The sequence below is a fragment of the Acinetobacter sp. YH01011 genome (genome assembly GCF_013420785.1).
Lineage (GTDB): Bacteria > Pseudomonadota > Gammaproteobacteria > Pseudomonadales > Moraxellaceae > Acinetobacter > Acinetobacter towneri.
Genome location: NZ_VOYG01000001.1, coordinates 19,055 through 37,741, shown reverse-complemented (window position 1 = coordinate 37,741; position 18,687 = coordinate 19,055). Strand labels below are relative to the sequence as shown.

The window sequence follows — 18,687 nt, the reverse complement described above, 5'->3', positions numbered from 1 at the left end:
TGAGCGAGTCAAATCACATGAATATTCAACAAGCACTCAACCATATTACAAAACAAATTCACCTGACTCAGCCTCAAATGGAAGATGTGATGCGCGCGATTATGTCGGGCGAAGCAACAGACGCTCAAATTGGTGCATTGATGATGGGCTTACGCTTAAAAGGCGAAAGCATTGATGAAATTACTGCTGCTGCACGTGTAATGCGTGAATTTGCCATCAAAATTGATGTCAGCGATATTCCTTTTCTCGTAGATATTGTTGGTACAGGTGGCGATGGTCAAAACCTATTTAACGTATCTACCGCCTCTTCCTTTGTCATTGCAGCTGCAGGTGCAACCATTGCCAAACACGGTAACCGTGGGGTTTCAACCAAATCAGGCTCATCTGACTTACTTGAGCAAGCAGGCATTAATCTTGACTTAAACATGCAACAAACTGAACGCTGTATTCGTGAAATGGGCGTAGGTTTCTTGTTTGCACCGAATCATCACAAAGCCATGAAATATGCGGTTACCCCGCGTAAAGAGTTGGGTATTCGCAGTATTTTCAACTTGCTTGGGCCATTGACTAACCCTGCGGGTGTAAAGCGTTTTGTCATTGGGGTGTTTAGCAATGAATTATGCCGCCCGATTGCAGAAGTGATGAAACAGCTCGGTGCTGAGCATGTCATGGTGGTGCATTCTAAAGATGGTTTAGATGAAATTAGCCTTGCTTCGAGCACTTATGTTGCAGAACTCAAAGATGGTGAAATTACCGAATGGGAACTTACCCCTGAAAGCGTGGGAATTGAATCTCAAACTTTAACAGGACTGATTGTAGAAAACTCTGCTGAAAGCTTGAGTTTGATTAAAGATGCTTTAGGCAAAAACAAATCAGACAAAGGCGAAAAAGCGGCCAATATGATTGCACTCAATGCGGGTGCGGGTATCTATGTTTCGGGTCTAACTACAAGCTACAAACAAGGTGTCGCTTTGGCACATGACATTATTTATGGTGGACAAGCTTTGGAAAAAATGGGCGTGTTGTCTGAATTTACCAAAACGCTCAAACAGTACGAAGCATAAAGCAAATCAGGAAGGTGCATCATGGTGGATATTAGCAATACCATTTTAGGTAAAATTGTAGAACGTAAAAAAGAAGAGTTTGCCGAGCGTTTAAAACAACGCAGTTATGCAGACCTAGAACAATTGGCACGTGCAGCAACACCTGCACGTGGCTTTGCACAAGCCTTGCATAACAAACGCCCAGCGGTGATTGCGGAAATTAAAAAAGCATCACCATCTAAAGGCATTATTCGTGAAAACTTTGACCCTGCCGAAATTGCACAGCAATATGAAGCCGCAGGCGCAGCCTGTTTATCTGTGCTGACTGATGTCGATTTCTTTCAGGGTGCAGATGAAAATATTCAGATTGCCCGTTCACACTGTAACTTGCCTGCTCTGCGTAAAGATTTCTTGATTGATCCGTATGGTGTGGTGGAAGCACGTGCCTTACATGCAGACTGTGTGTTATTGATTGTATCTTGCTTATCTGACCAACAGTTGGAAGAAATGTCGGAAACGGCTTTTGAACATCACTTAGATGTGTTGGTTGAAGTGCATGATGAAAATGAATTGGAACGTGCTTTGAATCTTTCAGAGCGTTGTATTTTAGGGGTCAATAACCGAAATTTAAAAACCTTTGAAGTCGATTTAAACACCTCATTGCGTTTAAAAAACTTGTTGCCGCCTGCGCATTTATTGGTCACTGAAAGTGGTATCGCCACACCAGAAGATGTCCGCATGATGCAAGACCATGAGATTCACAGTTTCTTGGTCGGTGAAAGTTTTATGAAACAAGCACGTCCTGACCATGCCTTTACGGCACTGTTTGGTCAGCCTGAAAATCTATAATCCAATTTGAAATACCATGAGTAAACATGATTCTTCGCTTTCTAAAGAACAGTACAATTTACTAAAATCTTTTAAAAAGCAAATCACTCAGCCTCATACTTCAAGCATTGCCAAGCCGTCTGAACCCAAAGTTCAGACGCCTGAGCAACAACAGGAAGATGATCTCGCATTGTTTCGTCAGCAAATGCAAGGCGTTCAAAAAATGGACGCAGGCAATATTGCAAAAATCGAACACACTGCCAAGAAAAAACCAGATGCCCAAACGCTGGCCAAACGTGCAGCAGCCATAGGCCCTATGGAAACCGATGATACCTTGCTGTCCGATACGCAAGCCATGCTTAACCCTGTGGGCAGCCAAGCTTCGCTGAGCTATCGCATTGCAACTTTGCAACATAAAGTCTTTGAAGATTTAAAAGCAGGCAACTTACGCTGGTTTGAAGCTGTTGATTTGCACGGTTGTACGGTAGAAGAAGCGCGGGTAGCCGTTTTGCAAATCATTCAAATGGCTAAAGATGAAAACCAGAACGTGATTAAAATTGTGCATGGCAAAGGCCCTGAAGCCATTTTAAAAACTTATGTAAATGGCTGGCTGCGTCAGCATCGTGATGTTTTGGCTTTTGTGAGTGCGCCTGAAAAACAAGGTGGCACTGGTGCAGTTTTAGTGTTGCTTAAACGCAGCGAAAAGAACCCAAAGTTTAAACAGTAATCGGTTTCATCTTTTAAACAAGGCATTGCAATAGTTTTCTGTTACAATGCCGACCTTGTTCAATATCAGTGTAAGTGAACACGTCTTATGTCTATGCAGCAATCCTACGCAAACATCCTAACCGCCGTTGGTGAAGATCTTAATCGTCCAGGTCTAAAAGATACGCCGATGCGTGCTGCTAAAGCTTTTTCGTATTTAACTTCGGGCTATAGCCAAACCTTAGCCGAAGTGACCAATAATGCCGTATTTCCATCCGACAACCGTGAAATGGTCTTGGTGAAAAATATTGAGTTCTACTCACTGTGTGAACATCATTTATTGCCATTTTATGGTCGCGTGCATATCGCCTATTTACCTGAAGGTAATGTTTTAGGCTTGTCTAAATTTGCCCGTATTACCGAAATGTTTGCACGTCGTTTGCAAATTCAGGAAAATCTGACTCAGCAAATTGCGGAAGCTGTGGCTGAAGTGACCAAAGCACGCGGTGTTGCTGTGGTGATTGATTCAGCCCATATGTGCATGATGATGCGCGGTGTAGGCAAACAGGAATCGACCACACGTACCGTATCTTTTGTAGGTGACTTTAAAACAGATAAAGAAGCCCGTCGTGAATTTTTAAGTGCGGTGCCTGAGAGTTTTTAAATTGTGGCTAAGTTCCTCAATCAAATAAAAAATCCCGAAATTTATGTTCGGGATTTTTGGGTTTTAGATTAAAAAATTAGCTTGATACATCTTCAGATTCAACCTACAGACACATTGTTGCGTCCATTATTTTTTGCCATATACAAGGCTTTATCCACTTCTTCAAAAAAACGTTGATAGTCTGGATGCCCATCATATTCATGCACACCTATACTAATGGTAAAGTTAAATTCTTCACCTGTTGATGTTTTTAATGTGGCTTTTTCGACACGTTTACGAATATTTTCAGCGACTACCAAGGCACGATCAATGGTGGTATCAATCTGTAACAGTAAAAATTCTTCGCCGCCAATTCGGAAGGCATAGTCACTGCCTTTTGCATATTGCAAAATCACATCAGCTAAAAACTGTAATGCATCATCTCCTGCTGCATGTCCATAACGGTCATTAATTGATTTAAAATGATCGGCATCTATCGCCAACAATGTTAAAGGCGAATTATTTTTTCGTGAAAAATTAATTTCACGGGACACGATGGTATTTAAATAACGGCGGTTGAGCAGTTGAGTTAAGGCATCATTGCCTGAACTGATATATTCAGACACCTGAAAAATTTGATCGACTAAATGCAAAATTTCACGATTCTTGGCACGAATGGATTGAATCATTTCAATTGCCTGTGCCTGACTTTCACATTGACCAATTTTCTGAATTAATTCATCCACCTGATAAATAAATTCGGTAATAGTTTGTACTTGTTCCGAACTTGAAAAGGCATAAGCCGCTTTATGAATAAACCATAAGCCAAATTCTGTTTTAGATAAAATCGGTTGCGTCATTTTGGTGTGATCGGACACCACCTGAAACATCAGCTCATTTTCCCAATCCAGCAAAGTCCCGCGTTGTCGGTCTTTATGCACGGCGACATCTTGCATGGCAGAAAATAAGCGATAGGTATGTTTCATATCATTATGTACTTCGACCTTCATTTCATAAGATCGGCACATAATTTCTGTGGCAAAGCACAAAATTTGGCTTAAATAATTAAACTGATTTAAGTTGCTATTGGCTTCTGTTGCAAAAAACTCAAAAGCCTTTTTTATAATAACGCGCACACCACGAATAATCAGCCAAGATGGAATTTGTACACGTGCATGCACATCGCCCACTTTAAATTGCTTTTCTACAATCTCGTTATAATTGTGTTGAAACGGAACTTCAAAACTGGAAATTAGCCACTGATATAAAGAGTTTTTTAAGCGATTCTTCACCATCTCTGCAGACAAAAATTCTGTCGCATGTTCTTCAAGCAACATTTGCTGATAGAACTCGATCACAAAATCTTCTGCATGTGCTTGAATAAACTGGAATGTCGCTTGCAAATCTTCTGGCTTAAATTGCTCGCAAATTGACTTCCATTGCTCTGCAAGCTCATGCGTACACTCTTGATACATCCACAACAACCCAGCCAAAAGAAACTGCTAAATTTTAACGGGTTTCACCAGCAACTCAACTTGTTTAGCTGGTTTTTTACAATTCAGTATAAATTCAACAGCTCTTTAAAAAAAATGCACATAGCCTAAACTGGTCTTGTTCCAGTCCTGTTTGTCCTGTTGTTGATATTCCCAACCCAATCGCAACACATGCTGCGGGTTGAGTACATATTGCAACTGGCTGTTCAGCTTAAATTGCCATTGGTGACGATCTTCCCAATACGGTAATTCAAGCTGAACCAAACTATTCATGCGTGCTGACCAAATATTTTGACAACCCAGTGTTGGGCCAATTCCAACACGCCAGCCTTTGTCTAAAGCCTTACCCGCTTGCACATGATTTTGAATTTGCACATAACACAAATGTTCACGCGCTTGATTAGCCACGCTATAACCAAACTGTGTTTTTAAACTTAAAACACCATGCTGTTCCGTTTCGCTAAAAGCCCCGTGCGAATTCAGGGCTTCTTGCTGCCAACCCAAATTAAAGCCCCAACTAAGTGGTGTTTTAAATGCGGTCATTGGGTTATAAGAGTTCACCGAGAGTAAATCTAACTGATTCAGTTTTAAGCGGTCTTCACGATATTGCACAGAAGCTTCTAAAAAGTTGAGTTGCGTCCCTGTACGAAAACCACCTTGCGGATCAAGTAAGTCATGGTAAGCCTGTCGATGACTCAACTCTACAAAATGCTCGCCTTGCACCTCGCCAGTACGCACAGCAAAGCTTCGTGCATGATGCCCCTGCACAGGATCGACCTGAGGGCGTGCGACATCCTGACGTTGTTTTTCTAAATTGATCTGACTTCTTAAACTTAAAATTTGTCTCAGTCGCGGTTGTGCAATTTTGGCTTCAATTTTGCGTCCAATCAGTTTCAGATACAAATCGTCATAAGCCATTTCCAGAATTTTAGCTTGATCGATTTGGCTGTAATTTTGCAAAACTGCCGCCACATTTTCAGGTTCTGCTTCGGCCACTTGATGGGCAGTTTTTGCCAACGCTGTGCCATGTTGTCTAGCTTGCGCCAATAACTGAGTTTCCAAAGCAGGACGATAGACAACATCTGCCACTAAATTTTCCTGCTCTACAGCTTTTAGTGTTTCAATTGGAATAGATGCGACTCTAAACTGCTGCTGTAAATTCAGCTCAGGGCGCACCAAATCCATTAAACCCAATAAGCGATAGGCACAATTATCACTGATAAAATAATACGGAAATTGCACATGCTTCATTTCCCAAATGTGCTGCACTAAAAATGTGGTTTCCTGCTCATTCAGTGCCAGTTCATATTCCCACAAATCTCGGCTTTCTAAATCGCCATATTCTTTTACTTTGCGGTAATACGGCATCAGTGAATATTCACCCGGATATTGCCCTGTAAGTCCTTTCCATGCATAAGACCAACCTTCGCTGCCCGTTACCGTTGCTGCATAATTGACAGCGTAGGAAATTAAATTCAGTTGTTTTTGATCTTTTGGGTCTAAGCGCAATAAAGTATGCCCAAACATAGAACTTGGATTGCCCATAAAGTCTGTGGCATAAATCAGCACTGCTTTATAAGGTTTAATTTGTCCAATCCATTCGTCCAATTCAGGACATTGCACCTGTGCCAAATCTTGTTGAGGAATTTGTAATTGTTCAATTAACCAGCGGCTACGTGCAGGAAATTTACACTGCACCGATTGATTGGCAGGCGCTGTTTCAAATAATGCCTGCACATTGCGAAGTAACTCTTGGTTTAAATTGCTTCCGCCTTGTTCCGACACAAAATAGCCTGCATATTGCACTTCACTTTTGCCTTGCTGCGCATACATTAAACGCTGCCAAGTCACCTGTTCTGCCAAGTGTAGGTCTTTGGCTTTTTGCACATAATGTGCGGAAGATATTGCTAATTTATTTGTATTTTGTACTGTAGAAGTGGCTGTAAGTGGCTGAATCTGTATTGGAGATATTTCAGGAGATAACGCAAAAACCGTAGGAGATAAAAAAACTAAACTACTTAAAATAATGGATTTCATGGACATTTTATAAATTTTATATACATATTCAGGCTTAAACGTATTCTTGTGCTATAAAAAAGCCCTGCGAATAATGCAGGGCTTTATTCAAACTTAAACGTATGCTTTTAAAACGTCATCATTCGCCATCACGCTCTGTAAAGATGCCAATACTTCTAAAGAAGTCTGGTTTTCTGCAGAATAAATAGATGCAAAGTTTTGCTTAGAAACCGCAAAGAAATGTGCTTTATCTTCTGCTTTAATGCTTAATAATTCAGCCAATACGTTCAAGCTTTCGCCTTCACCAACTGCCATATCGCGTGCCAATGTTTCAGCATTTTCATTGGTAAATGTCACAACTTGTGCAGTTACTGTACCTGTACCGCTACAACCTAAAGTACCAAATGTGATACCAAACAATTGGTTTGCAAAAATACCGTTTGTAGTTGCTGCTAAAATTTTTGCAACTTTGCCAGACTGACCTGCCCAAACTTGAGAACCGATACCACAACCTGCATCACGGTCTGCAAATGCTGCTGTAGAACCCACTGCCAAGACAGCAGCCAATGCTAATTTTTTAATCATCGCCTTACTCCAGAGATTTATTATTCGAAAAATTATGCTTCGAATCGTTATTCTTTATTGCTATGTGTAATTTTTATTACACTATTTTAAGATAGCGAGATGTCACTCAGAAGGCAAAACATTTATCACAAAATCAGGCATTATTTTTGTGCATTTTTGTAGCGTCGATTGGTTTTTAGCTTAAAGATTGGTCTTAAATTTGAAAATAGATTTTAGTGTTGAAGATAGCATTTAGATTTACAGCTGCTGTTGATCCTCAGTTTTCAGTGTCCACTGCCCTTCTGCATCGCGATAACCCAAAATTTTCATGACCAGAACCAGACTCAGTAACAGCAATAAATACCAAGAACCGAGTTTGCCCCAGCCGACCATGTGCCACGCATCGACCTGACTTGGATACAACCATATTTGATAAAAGGTGCTAATGTTTTCTGCGACCCAAATAATAAAAGCCAAAAGCATCAATACAGGCAACATTGGCAGTTGTAATTGAGACCGTTGTAATTGAAAACGAATTTTGGTTTTCCAGAAAATCACAACGCTCCACGCAAACAAGCCATAACGAATATCGGGGATAAAAAACTTGCTCATGAAGTTGATGTACGACAACACTGCCAAGGCCATCATATTGCTAAAAGTCGGCAAATTCCGTAAAGATACCCGATACAAACGCAAAGAACGCGCAAAGAAACTGCCAACTGCAGAATACATAAAGCCTGCAAAAAGCGGTACGGTCATAATTTTAAAGACAGCAGGTTGAGGATATTGCCACGATGCAATTTGTGGATGAGTTAAAAAAATTTCCATGATCATCGCTAAAATATGAAACAAAGCGATGACTTTGGCTTCTGCCCAAGATTCCAGTTTTAAATATAAAAGACAAACTTGAATAATTAAGGCATAGAATAATAAATAGTCGTAACGGAAAAATCCGAAATATTCCTGACTGCCCATTGAAGCAGTCAGGGCAAATGCAATCAGCAATAAAATTCCAAATAAGGCAGCCGAAGCTGCCTTAGTCGAAAACTCAACTCCTGACTTTAGCCATGTTATCCACATGATGTGACAACCTGACTGAAGCTGAGATTACACCGATACATCTACAAATGATCCATCTATATCATTGTGCGATTATAGATATTTGGCACTGTATTCATGAACCGTGTCGATAAATACTTTAGGACGTTCAGGGTCTACCCACTGGGTAATACCATGCCCTAAGTTGGCTACATAACCTGTTTTTTCACCATTGGCATAGGCATCATCTAGCATCGCACGTGTTGCTTTGGCAATTGCTTCAGGTGAACCGTACAAAGTGGCTGGGTCTAAGTTACCTTGCAATGCGGCACGACCACTCACCGTTTGACGTGCGACATTTAACGGTGTTGTCCAGTCCAGACCAAAAGCATCTGCACCTGTTGCAATCATTGGCTCCAGCCATTGACCGCCACCTTTGGTAAATAAAATAACAGGGATTTTACGTCCATCTTTTTCACGTTGCAGACCTGACACAATTTTCTGCATATAGTGGAGTGAAAATTCAAGATATTCACGATGGGCCAATGCACCGCCCCAACTGTCAAAAATTTGTACTGCCTGTGCACCTGCATCAATTTGTGCATTTAAGTATTCGGTCACTGCATCGGCCAGACAGTCTAATAGTGCATGTAAAACTTCAGGCTGTGCGTACATCATGTTTTTGGTGAAACGGAAATCTTTGCTTGAACCACCTTCAACCATATACGTTGCCAAAGTCCATGGACTACCTGAAAAACCAATTAAAGGCACTTGTCCGCCCAAAGCAGAACGAATGGTCGATACTGCATTCATGACATAGTCTAAGTCTGACTTGGCATTAAATTTAGGTAAATTGGCAACGTCTTGCTCGGTACGCACCGTTTTATGAAACTTTGGCCCTTCGCCTACTTCAAAATACAGACCTAAGCCTAATGCATCGGGTACAGTTAAAATATCTGAAAATAAAATAGCGGCATCTAATTCATAACGACGCAAAGGCTGTAAAGTCACTTCACAGGCAAATTCAGTATTTTTGCATAGAGAAAGAAAATCTCCTGCCTGCGCACGTGTAGCACGATATTCTGGTAAATAACGTCCTGCCTGACGCATCATCCATACGGGCGTGCAATCTACTGGCTCACGTAATAAGGCACGAAGAAAACGATCATTTTTTAAGGTCGTCATTTACTTTCCCAACTCATTTTCAATCTTGCAGCCATCATATCAAAAAGGTTGAAGTTTTAATAACTTCATTTCTTGCTCGTCTTTTTTAGCTTATTCTCAGTGTTCAAATTCAGCTTACGTTTATGTGAAATACATCACACAAACAAAAGTCACTGTAAAATTGGGGTTATCTTGCATATTTACACAAAACAACTACTGCATCTCCTTAGTTTTTCTGCAATACTTGGCTAGTTTTTATCTATGTAAATGAATAATTCTCAAGGTTGAATTACATGTTGGTTCGCACAATACTCGCAATGAGTTTAAGTTGCATTTTTGCAGGGACTACTTTTGCTGCATCTACTGCTGAACAACCGTTAAATCCACAAGTGATTAGCAATACCGCTATTGAAGATCCGATTGATCCTTTAGCGACAGAAGCATCGGCTGCACAAAATAATCTAAATGCAACAGACACTGCTATTACGCAACAAGAACAAAATGATTTAAATAAGGCTTCAAAAACCTTAGATGATCTACACAAAACTGAAGATACCACTGCCGATGTAGGCACTGCACCAACAAAAAGCTCTGCAAGCCAAACTGCTACATCCAACACAGCAGCACCAAAAGCTTCATGGACTTTAGATGGTTTAAATAATGCCACTTGGTATGAAAATATTGGTAAAGGTCAGTTCCCTGTGTATGCACGTGCACACGTGATGCTGAACAATTCACATGCTTCTCCAGGTGCAATTGATGGCACTAGTGGTAAGAACACCCTAAAAGCAATTGCATCATTCCAGCAAATGAATGGCATTAGCCCAACGGGTATTTTAACCAAAGAAACTTGGGATGCGTTGGTTGCACGTCAAGGTTCACGTCCTGCATTTGTAGAATACACGGTTACTGAAGCGGACTTAAAAGGTCCTTATGCGAAATCTATTCCGCATGACTATGCAGAACAAGCCAAAATGAAAGGCTTGTACTACACCCGCGTAAGTGAAATGTTAGGTGAAAAATTCCACATGGATGAAAATTTCTTAAAGAAATTAAATCCGAATGCAACATTTAATAAAGTGGGTGAAAAGTTATTGGTGACCAACGTTCGCAATGACTTACCTGAAGACATTCACCTGATTGTGGCGCACAAAGGTGCAAAACAACTGTATTTGTTCAACAAACAAAACCAAATGGTCGGCTCATTCCCAGCAACCATTGGCAGTGCAGATACTCCATCGCCAACAGGTACTTATAAAGTGACAGGTGTTGCACCAAACCCATGGTACAGCTATTCACCAAGTAACTTTATTCAGGGCAAAAACTTAAAACCGCTGTCTTTACCACCAGGCCCTAACGGCCCTGTGGGGAATATCTGGATTGGTTTAAGTAAAAAATCATTCGGTATTCACGGCACACCAAACCCATCGACCATTTCAAAAACGGCGTCGCATGGTTGTATCCGTTTAACCAACTGGGATGCAAACGATTTAGGTCGTAAAGTACGTTCTGGCGTGACTGTAAAATTCCTTGAATAATCAGTGATCGCTTTAAACCGCAAAAGACCCACGTTTTTACGTGGGTTTTTTAATGCCGCGATAAAACTCTAAAATGTCTAGGTTCTGCAAAAAATCTACACATGTTGCAATTTTAGAACGGCATGTTGCAGTTCGCCTCTAGGTCGGCTGCGGTGAAAAGATTAAGATGAGTTCAAGTTAAAAAAATGATAGGAGCATTATCATGAATGCTTATTTACACCGTAGTGAAGATCGTGGTCATGTGAAAATGGGGTGGTTAGACACCAAACATAGTTTCTCTTTTGGTAATTGGTATAACCCGAAATATATGGGTGTTAGTGCCTTACGTGTCATTAACGATGACCGTATTGCCGCACATAATGGTTTTGGTACTCACCCACACGACAACATGGAAATTTTGACTTGTGTATTAAGTGGTACGATTTCCCACCGCGACAGCATGGGCAATGAACGCCATATTACTGCAGGTGAATGGCAGTTAATGAGCGCAGGTACAGGCGTTCAGCACAGCGAAATTAACAATGGTGATGAAGAAGTACACATGCTGCAAATTTGGATTCAGCCGAATGTACGCGATGCAGAGCCGACGTATCAGCAAATTCAACGTGACCCAAATACAGCACCCAACCAGTGGCATTTAATTGTCGGCCCGAATGACAATGCCCCAATGCACATTCGTCAACAGGCAGAAGTAAAAGCAGCTGTTTTAGAAACTGGACATCGTTTAGAAGTTACAGCAACACAAGCGGTAAACTATGTGCATGTAATTCGTGGTGAAATCACCATTGGCGAGCAAACAGTTAAAGCGGGCGATGCTTTGTTATTTGCTGATAATGCTGTGATTGAAGCAAAAGAAGACAGCCAGTTCATTTGGTTTGATTTACCAAAACAGTAAGTCCTGACTGTCACCTTATTATGATTGAGCATCTTTAATTTTTTGAGTTACCCTCTTGCCCTCTTCTACAGAGGGCTTTTTTATGGCTGAAATTGCATGATTCATTTTTTAAACACAGTTTTTGTCACGTTAATGACTTTACGCTGTTGTCTGCAAATACGCAGCAATTTGCTCTGCCACATTCCGTGCGGTTCGGGAAACACCAATTAAAGTTGCCGAGGCTGCGCCTGTCCAATCGCCATAACCAACCAACCATAAATTTTGCTGTTGTAACGCTCGATTTTCTAACACATCGACTGTGCCTTGTGCATTAACCACATTCAAACTTTGTAAATGCGACAATGCTGCCTTAAAACCTGTGCACCAAATAATGGCATCAATTTCCTGTTCGCGCCCATCTGCCCAAACTGCACTATGTTCGGTTAAATAGTCAAATGGCGGCAGACCATGTAATACATCACGTTGCCGTGCTTCTTTGACACTTGGAATCATCACAATATCGCCCAAACCACCGATCGGTTGTTCAATACTGCGACCTTCCTGCTGGGCTTTTAAGCGCTCCGTGGCACGTAAAAATAAAACCCGTCCATCTACATCATCGGCTAAAAAACTTGGCGGTTGCTGTGTAACCCAAAAAGTTTCGGCCACTTTAGACACTTCTGCCAAAATTTGTGCGCCTGAGTTACCCCCGCCGACAATCATGACTCTTTTGCCCTGAAAAGCATTGGCATTGCGGTAATGAGCCGAATGAATTTGTGTGCCTAAAAAGCGTTCGCGTCCTGTATAAGCAGGAATAAAAGGCTGACTCCACGTTCCAGTAGCACTCACAGCGGCTTTGGCTCGCCAGCTTTGCTGTGCCGAACACACAATTAAATCATTGCCTTCCTTCAGGACTTTTTCGACCTGCACAGGACGCAGCACAGGAAATTGATAGCGTGTTTCATACGCTGTTAAATAGTCAATCACTTCTAATCGTTTCGGATATTCCTGTTCGGTTTTTGGCATTAACCAGCCGGACAAAGAACTCCATGTATTTGGAGAGAACAGCTGTAAAGAATCCCACGCATGTTGCCACGCACCGCCCGACTGCGTTTGATTATCCAAGATCAGAAAATTGATTTTTTGCCGTTTTAAAAAGTAAGCCGTGGCCAATGCTGCTTGTCCGCCACCAATAATAATTACATCGGCATCCATTATTTGATTCAAAATGGCTCTCCTGCTCGCAATACGCACCCTGTTGCTATGCCTAATCTTAGCGCATAAGTGCAACACGTGAGAGATTAAAAATTCAGTCCACCAAACTCAACTTATGGAAGCACGTAATTAGAAGCAAGCCATCTTGAAAAATGATGCTGCAAAAAAGCCAAGTCTTTCAACTTGACTTTGTTTTGTAAGATAGCTTGATGTGCAACACTGCAGAATCAGGTTCGGGCTTTAAAAAGCCCAAACCAATTTCAAAGTCGAAGAGTGTCCTTCAGGACGATGTTCCACTTCGGTTTCTTTCAAAAACTTTGCTTCCATAGACCAATTATCACGTTTGTATTGAATCGCGGGACCAAAAGATAGAGCCTGTCCTTTATTGCCAATACTGACACCATTCACTTCATCATCTGTGGTTTGTTTAAATACATAACCTTCGAGTGCCAATTTGACTTGATCATTCAATTGATAACCGATTGCATAATCTCCAGCGAAATAATCCCCCGACTGATAATTTGTGTCGTCATTTTCACTGTTGAAGCTATAAGACATTTTGGTGGAAAACTCCCAACCTTGCGGCTGCAAATAAGAATACGCAAAGATAGGACGAATGGTGTTGTAGTTCTTACCTAAGTTGGCAACTACAGGACGTTGTGGATTGGCATCTTCATAATCGCCTGTTGCGAGCACACCTTCTAAAGCAGCTACACTGTGATGATTGCCTTTATGCCAACCCAACATGCTGCCAATAATCAAATCGCCCAAACCACTGTTAGAGTCTGACATGCCCATCACATTTAAACGCAAATCGACCAAAGGCTGTGCAGCATATAAACCCAACTGACCGCCTGCAATGTGTTGGGGGGGCATCCATACCAAACGTGGAATAAAAGCATTGACATCGGCATGGAAATTGTCTGGGCCGTCTTTAAACTCACTGGCATGATAGTTCTGATAGTAGTTGAGTAAGTATACCCCAGCTGGTGGTAAAGCCCCTGCTGCAATGCCTTCTGCGCCTAATCCAAATGTATCTAAACCGTTTTCTGTTGCATTGACGTGTGTCGCCATGACACCCAAAAGCATGAGTGCCCAAATTTTGTTATTCATAGAACATCCTATTCAATAGAAATTTTGATGAAGTCTGCCTGCTGCGCCTGAATCATTCATGCGCGAACAGCCGACTTTTAAGGGCAGCATCAACAAAGAACTTGCTGATGCTGTATTGGCGAACGTGTTAAAACTTTGTGTTTTAAGGTGTGGGATTAAGCACTTGCACGACGACGTTCAACTTCAGTCGATGGTGCATTTGCAGTGTCTTTGACTAATTCAAAGTTAAAGGTGATGTGCTTAAATGGTTTGTCTAAACCACGGCGCTGAATTTCTGCAGCATCGGTCACATCTACCGCTGTTGCAACCAGACCTTCACGGGTCGCAAATGCGAAGTCATCCCACAGGTATTGATCACCTTCAATGTTAAATTGCGTAGTGAGTTTGCGGTAACCTGGTGCAGAAATGAAGTAATGCACGTGAGATGGACGGTTGCCATGACGACCTAGTTTGTTTAATAAAGCTTGAGTCGTGCCGTCTGGTGGGCAGCCATAACCGACTGGCATGGTCGTTTGCGCCACATATTTACCATTGGCATCACTGAAAATAGTACGGCGTAAGTTAAAGTCAGACTGAGATTTATCAAAGAATGAATAGTTACCTAAACCGTTGGCATGCCAAACTTCGACTTTGGCATTTTCAATGATATTGCCATTGGTGTCAGTGACTGTACCTTCAATAATTAACGTATCTAAATGGTCTGATTCTGAACCATCATCCATACGCGCAAAACCGACTGATTCAGGTGCACCTGCCACATAAAGTGGCCCTTCAATGGTACGTGGTGTACCGCCTGTTACGCCTGCTTTGGCATCGGCTTCATCGGCACGTAAATCTAGATAATGTTCTAAACCCAAACCTGCTGCAAGTAAACCAAGTTCATTGGCTTTGCCTGCATCGGTAATATATTCCAGACCTTTCCACACTTCTGAAGGCTGAATGTCTAAATCTTCAATGGCTTGAAATAAATCTGCCACTAAACGCACCACTATTTGCTGCACACGCTGATCGACAGGGCGTGTAGCGGTGTCTACGTTCATTTCCTTCACTAAAGTATCAATTTGTTGACGGTCCATGTAACTCTCCTTGGCTATTTTGGCTTTGCTGGTTGTCGCATTGCTATTTTGGCTTTTGACACTGCCTTACTGTGTTGATGATGGTGTCAGTGCTGAGCTAAATGCCTCAACACTGACCGACTTCCTTGGAAACTTTTTATCTATTGCAATTCGATAGGCTCAGTACAATATTGCAGCACCTATCCACTTTTAAATATGTGTTAAATATGTTTAAACAATGCTGAACGTGACTGACCACTTGCACCATCGGCAGCACTCAAGAAGCGTTCAGTGTGAATATCACGTTCAAACAAACGGCTTTGCATTAAGGTCGAAATTGCTGCATCAATCATGACTGGTGGGCCGCATAAATAGGCTTTGTGTCCACCGCAACGCTGCTCAAAATAATCGGCAACCGCTTCATGCACATAGCCTGTAAATCCTGTCCAATGGTCTTCTGCTTTAGGTGCATTTAATGCAGGAATGTAGCGGAAGTTTGGATAGTCTTTGACTAACTGCTCAAACAGTTCTCGGTTATATAATTCCGCAACATCACGCGCACCTTGGAATAGGTAAATGGTGCGGGTATCACCCGACTCTAGTAAGTCTAAAATCATAGATTGCGGGCTAGATAAACCTGAACCACCTGCAATAAAAATCGCATCCTGATCATCCGATTTACGTACAAAGAATTGTCCGTATGGCCCTGAAATTTCCAGTGCGTCGCCTGCCGCAAGCTGCTCATGCACATAGGTCGTAGCACTGCCGCCCACAACATGACGAATATGCAATTCAATAATGCCTAGTTCGCTTGGTGCATTGGCAATTGAGAAGGCACGAGTGCCTTCAATACCCGGGAATTGCACGTTAATGTATTGCCCTGCCTGAAACTCCATCGGGCGGTCTAACTGCAAGCGCACACCTTTAATGGTTGGAGATAAGTCCTTTACCTCAAGGACTTTGGCCTGATAATCCTGAACCAAATATCCCAAGAAATCTGGGTCTTCATCAACATCGGCTTCAATGGTCATGTCTGATTCAGGCTTACAGCAGCACGCCAACACTTTGTGTTCTTCACGTTCCAAATCCATCAGCGCGAAAGGTGACGCTTCGCCGACATCATAATAACCATCGGTGACTTGGACTTTACAAGTGCCGCAAGTGCCATGCCCACAAGCAAATGGCAACCACACGCCTTGACGTAACGCGGCATCTAAAATGGTTTGATCTTCTTCAACCTCAATGGTTGTGCCAATTGGCTCAATTGTGACTTGATAGCTCATCTGCGACCTCCTGTCTTGTACTTACTGACTGTGCTTTGCTGTCTTTATTTTGTTGTGATCTTACTGTTTTAAACGTGTGCGCCCTTGTACCCATTCAGTCCTGGGGTCACAAAACGCAGTAGTGATTTTTGATCGAAGCCAATTTCTGCCAAGGTCTGTTCAGGGCGTGGCTGAATTACCTGTTTGTTTAAAGTAAATTGCACTTCATCCCATTTAATGTTTTCAAAGTCAGGATGTTGATGGAAACCCGCCTGCATTTGCTGATCCAAAAATTCCTGAAAGGTTTGCTGCGGCGAAACCAACATGGCGTGTGCAGAACAATATAAAGTGTGATGATCCCAACCCACATACACCAAAATGTTGTCGCCATAGTGTTTTTGTAGGTCGCGTGGTTCAAAGTCGTAATCTGGGCGAATAGCGCGTACTGACATGGTCATTCTCCGTATTGGGGTGGTTTGAGCCGCAAATGACTCAAACCGAAATCCTTTTAAATTTGAATCTTGAAATAACTTAAATTTTAGATATTTACTTTAGATAGTGAATGAGCGTTAAGCCGCATCACCTTTCCATTTTTTCCAGCGTTGCTGGTCTGGTGAACCTTCAATATCCAAGTTATCTGCACCGACATTGAAGCGATAATATTCGCGCAGCATGTTTTCCAAATCTAAGCCACCACAGTTGCCTTGTAGAATTTGGTTCACTGGCAACCATGCCTGCACATATTTTTCAGGTTCACGTTCAAAAATATCGTGACAACCATCTGAACAGGTGTGGTAACGCTCGCCTTTATAAACAGACTCACGATACGTAAACATGGTCGGATCGCCATCCATTTCGGTGAAAGTCATTGGCACTTGGCAAATTTGGCACAATTGCGGTAAGCCTGCGCTGTAGAAACGCTTGCCTTCTGCTTCCATCTTGCGTGCTAACTCCCACTTTGGACGGTAGTATTTGTCAAAGGTGTCTGGATATTTTTCAGATAACCAATCCATTTCCTGATCGGTTGGAATCCAAGTATGGAAACCTGCTGCATGACCGAAGTTATAGAAAATCCACCACGCTTGATGCGACACGTGTTCTTTTTCTTTGGTAATTACTTCTGAATATTTCGGCATACGAATACCGTAACGGCTCAAGTCTTTAAATAACGCACCGCCCGCTTCTTCAAAGTAGGTTTCCCACGCTTCTTTCCACGACATGACTTTGTTTGGCAGCATGTAGTCCATCATCATGCCAACTATAGATAACAGACGAGTCCCACGCCAGAACCACTTATCAATCCATTCCTGTACGATTGGCACGTTATCTTCGTGTTGTTCTAACAAGAATTTCACGATTTCTAGACCTAAAGTCATGTGACGTGCTTCATCGGACTGTGCACTAAAACCAAAGGTGACCGTTGCCATATCGCCATTGTGTGCTGCACCTGACATGAACGGTACGAACAACAAGTTGGTCAATACATATTCAAAGGCAAAGCTAATGGCTAACAAGAACTCAAACGGCCCTGCTGAACGCGCATCTTCAAAGAAAGATTTTGGTACAGACAAGTACCAAACGCGGTCATGCATGTGCGACCAATCCTGAAAACCATCAAAGAATTTGTTGTAATGGCTCATGGCATGAATTTGCGTCTGCACGTGACGTAATTCATCAATCGACTGCATTTGTGATGCGATACGTGCGCCTACACCACTGAACTGACGCCCTACATGTGCATAACCTTGGAATGCCTGATATTCAAGCGGAGTTACCGCAGTTAAAAACAGTTTGATGGCATTCAAATAACGCTCATTGGTCACGTTCATTTGACCGTTGTTTTGTGCAAAAGCATCAAAAATGGCGTAAAGTTTTTTCTCTTTTTCTGCCTGATACTTCCAGTAAGCATCCATGGTTAAACGGAATGGATCTTCCCATTTAGACCAGTCTGTAATTTTAATGCCTTCAAATTCTTCGTATGGAAAGGCTTCTTTGCGGTCTGCATAAGAAAAGTCCCAATCCAAGTCACGAGTAAGTGCGCGATAACGGTCTTTGGCATTCAGTTTTTTTGCTGGGGTTTTAACTTGTGAATTCATGCTCATCATCCTTAAATTTTTTAGCGGCAATCTATGCAGC

General features: G+C 42.0%; 17 protein-coding genes. 6 read left to right on the top strand and 11 right to left on the bottom strand.

Translation table 11 applies throughout. From position 1 onward, the window contains the following. Positions 1 to 17: 17 nt before the first annotated feature. From trpD to folE, 4 genes are all read left to right on the top strand, one after another. The gene (gene trpD / locus FTT78_RS00195) at positions 18 to 1,064 is read left to right on the top strand and encodes an anthranilate phosphoribosyltransferase (protein WP_104853302.1); all 1,047 of its coding nucleotides are present in this window, start codon (positions 18 to 20) and stop codon (positions 1,062 to 1,064) included. Positions 1,065 to 1,085: 21 nt separating this feature from the next. Further along, positions 1,086 to 1,892, top strand: a complete 807-nt coding sequence (gene trpC / locus FTT78_RS00190; RefSeq protein ID WP_180043353.1) for an indole-3-glycerol phosphate synthase TrpC — start codon at positions 1,086 to 1,088, stop codon at positions 1,890 to 1,892. A 16-nt stretch (positions 1,893 to 1,908) separates the two neighbouring features. After that, positions 1,909 to 2,598, top strand: a complete 690-nt coding sequence (locus tag FTT78_RS00185; RefSeq protein ID WP_104853200.1) for a Smr/MutS family protein — start codon at positions 1,909 to 1,911, stop codon at positions 2,596 to 2,598. 93 nt (positions 2,599 to 2,691) lie between these two features. Further along, positions 2,692 to 3,240 (top strand): GTP cyclohydrolase I FolE, encoded by a 549-nt coding sequence (folE, locus tag FTT78_RS00180; protein WP_171062567.1) that lies wholly within the window; start codon positions 2,692 to 2,694, stop codon positions 3,238 to 3,240. A gap of 98 nt (positions 3,241 to 3,338) precedes the next feature. On the opposite strand, the gene FTT78_RS00175 is transcribed toward folE, so the two are convergent. The 5 genes from FTT78_RS00175 to hemE form a co-directional block, all read right to left on the bottom strand. Further along, positions 3,339 to 4,694: a diguanylate cyclase gene (locus tag FTT78_RS00175; protein WP_096900955.1), complete on the bottom strand. Its 1,356-nt coding sequence runs from the start codon at positions 4,692 to 4,694 to the stop codon at positions 3,339 to 3,341. A gap of 105 nt (positions 4,695 to 4,799) precedes the next feature. Continuing rightward, on the bottom strand, positions 4,800 to 6,749 hold the full coding sequence (locus tag FTT78_RS00170; protein ID WP_180008371.1) for a DUF4105 domain-containing protein: 1,950 nt from the start codon (positions 6,747 to 6,749) through the stop codon (positions 4,800 to 4,802). Positions 6,750 to 6,842: 93 nt separating this feature from the next. Further along, complete coding sequence (locus tag FTT78_RS00165; RefSeq protein ID WP_104853198.1) at positions 6,843 to 7,313, bottom strand: DUF3015 family protein; 471 nt, start codon at positions 7,311 to 7,313, stop codon at positions 6,843 to 6,845. A gap of 237 nt (positions 7,314 to 7,550) precedes the next feature. Beyond that, the gene (locus FTT78_RS00160) at positions 7,551 to 8,372 is read right to left on the bottom strand and encodes a DUF817 family protein (protein WP_154320930.1); all 822 of its coding nucleotides are present in this window, start codon (positions 8,370 to 8,372) and stop codon (positions 7,551 to 7,553) included. A 72-nt stretch (positions 8,373 to 8,444) separates the two neighbouring features. Further along, positions 8,445 to 9,515: a uroporphyrinogen decarboxylase gene (hemE, locus tag FTT78_RS00155; RefSeq protein WP_104853196.1), complete on the bottom strand. Its 1,071-nt coding sequence runs from the start codon at positions 9,513 to 9,515 to the stop codon at positions 8,445 to 8,447. A gap of 272 nt (positions 9,516 to 9,787) precedes the next feature. Between hemE and FTT78_RS00150 the strand changes: the two genes are divergently transcribed. Both FTT78_RS00150 and FTT78_RS00145 read left to right on the top strand, forming a co-directional pair. Next, positions 9,788 to 11,032, top strand: coding sequence for a L,D-transpeptidase family protein (locus FTT78_RS00150; RefSeq protein WP_004971948.1), 1,245 nt, complete (start codon positions 9,788 to 9,790; stop codon positions 11,030 to 11,032). Between the two features lie 202 nt (positions 11,033 to 11,234). Continuing rightward, positions 11,235 to 11,927 carry a pirin family protein gene (locus FTT78_RS00145; protein ID WP_004971950.1) on the top strand — a complete coding sequence of 231 codons (693 nt, stop codon included), beginning with the start codon at positions 11,235 to 11,237 and terminating at the stop codon, positions 11,925 to 11,927. A gap of 138 nt (positions 11,928 to 12,065) precedes the next feature. On the opposite strand, the gene FTT78_RS00140 is transcribed toward FTT78_RS00145, so the two are convergent. From FTT78_RS00140 to FTT78_RS00115, 6 genes are all read right to left on the bottom strand, one after another. Continuing rightward, positions 12,066 to 13,121 carry an ArsO family NAD(P)H-dependent flavin-containing monooxygenase gene (locus tag FTT78_RS00140; protein ID WP_373424807.1) on the bottom strand — a complete coding sequence of 352 codons (1,056 nt, stop codon included), beginning with the start codon at positions 13,119 to 13,121 and terminating at the stop codon, positions 12,066 to 12,068. Positions 13,122 to 13,361: 240 nt separating this feature from the next. Continuing rightward, positions 13,362 to 14,234 carry a transporter gene (locus FTT78_RS00135; protein WP_180043355.1) on the bottom strand — a complete coding sequence of 291 codons (873 nt, stop codon included), beginning with the start codon at positions 14,232 to 14,234 and terminating at the stop codon, positions 13,362 to 13,364. A 155-nt stretch (positions 14,235 to 14,389) separates the two neighbouring features. Continuing rightward, the gene (catA, locus tag FTT78_RS00130) at positions 14,390 to 15,310 is read right to left on the bottom strand and encodes a catechol 1,2-dioxygenase (RefSeq protein ID WP_004971957.1); all 921 of its coding nucleotides are present in this window, start codon (positions 15,308 to 15,310) and stop codon (positions 14,390 to 14,392) included. 200 nt (positions 15,311 to 15,510) lie between these two features. Then, positions 15,511 to 16,572 (bottom strand): NADH:ubiquinone reductase (Na(+)-transporting) subunit F, encoded by a 1,062-nt coding sequence (locus FTT78_RS00125; protein WP_004971960.1) that lies wholly within the window; start codon positions 16,570 to 16,572, stop codon positions 15,511 to 15,513. 68 nt (positions 16,573 to 16,640) lie between these two features. Further along, complete coding sequence (locus FTT78_RS00120; RefSeq protein WP_104853300.1) at positions 16,641 to 17,003, bottom strand: phenol hydroxylase subunit P4; 363 nt, start codon at positions 17,001 to 17,003, stop codon at positions 16,641 to 16,643. A gap of 117 nt (positions 17,004 to 17,120) precedes the next feature. Beyond that, entirely contained in the window at positions 17,121 to 18,647 is a 1,527-nt protein-coding gene (locus FTT78_RS00115; RefSeq protein ID WP_004971966.1) for an aromatic/alkene/methane monooxygenase hydroxylase/oxygenase subunit alpha, read from the bottom strand. Positions 18,648 to 18,687 lie beyond the last annotated feature (40 nt).

Coding starts and splice junctions, on each gene's coding strand:
- FTT78_RS00170 (WP_180008371.1), bottom strand. CDS start 6,749: ATGAAATCCATTATTTTAAGTAGTTTAGTTTTTTTATCTCCTACGGTT.
- FTT78_RS00120 (WP_104853300.1), bottom strand. CDS start 17,003: ATGTCAGTACGCGCTATTCGCCCAGATTACGACTTTGAACCACGCGAC.
- catA (WP_004971957.1), bottom strand. CDS start 15,310: ATGGACCGTCAACAAATTGATACTTTAGTGAAGGAAATGAACGTAGAC.
- FTT78_RS00165 (WP_104853198.1), bottom strand. CDS start 7,313: ATGATTAAAAAATTAGCATTGGCTGCTGTCTTGGCAGTGGGTTCTACA.
- hemE (WP_104853196.1), bottom strand. CDS start 9,515: ATGACGACCTTAAAAAATGATCGTTTTCTTCGTGCCTTATTACGTGAG.
- FTT78_RS00185 (WP_104853200.1), top strand. CDS start 1,909: ATGAGTAAACATGATTCTTCGCTTTCTAAAGAACAGTACAATTTACTA.
- folE (WP_171062567.1), top strand. CDS start 2,692: ATGCAGCAATCCTACGCAAACATCCTAACCGCCGTTGGTGAAGATCTT.
- FTT78_RS00160 (WP_154320930.1), bottom strand. CDS start 8,372: ATGTGGATAACATGGCTAAAGTCAGGAGTTGAGTTTTCGACTAAGGCA.
- trpD (WP_104853302.1), top strand. CDS start 18: ATGAATATTCAACAAGCACTCAACCATATTACAAAACAAATTCACCTG.
- trpC (WP_180043353.1), top strand. CDS start 1,086: ATGGTGGATATTAGCAATACCATTTTAGGTAAAATTGTAGAACGTAAA.
- FTT78_RS00140 (WP_373424807.1), bottom strand. CDS start 13,121: ATGGATGCCGATGTAATTATTATTGGTGGCGGACAAGCAGCATTGGCC.
- FTT78_RS00115 (WP_004971966.1), bottom strand. CDS start 18,647: ATGAATTCACAAGTTAAAACCCCAGCAAAAAAACTGAATGCCAAAGAC.
- FTT78_RS00145 (WP_004971950.1), top strand. CDS start 11,235: ATGAATGCTTATTTACACCGTAGTGAAGATCGTGGTCATGTGAAAATG.
- FTT78_RS00175 (WP_096900955.1), bottom strand. CDS start 4,694: ATGTATCAAGAGTGTACGCATGAGCTTGCAGAGCAATGGAAGTCAATT.
- FTT78_RS00150 (WP_004971948.1), top strand. CDS start 9,788: ATGTTGGTTCGCACAATACTCGCAATGAGTTTAAGTTGCATTTTTGCA.
- FTT78_RS00125 (WP_004971960.1), bottom strand. CDS start 16,572: ATGAGCTATCAAGTCACAATTGAGCCAATTGGCACAACCATTGAGGTT.
- FTT78_RS00135 (WP_180043355.1), bottom strand. CDS start 14,234: ATGAATAACAAAATTTGGGCACTCATGCTTTTGGGTGTCATGGCGACA.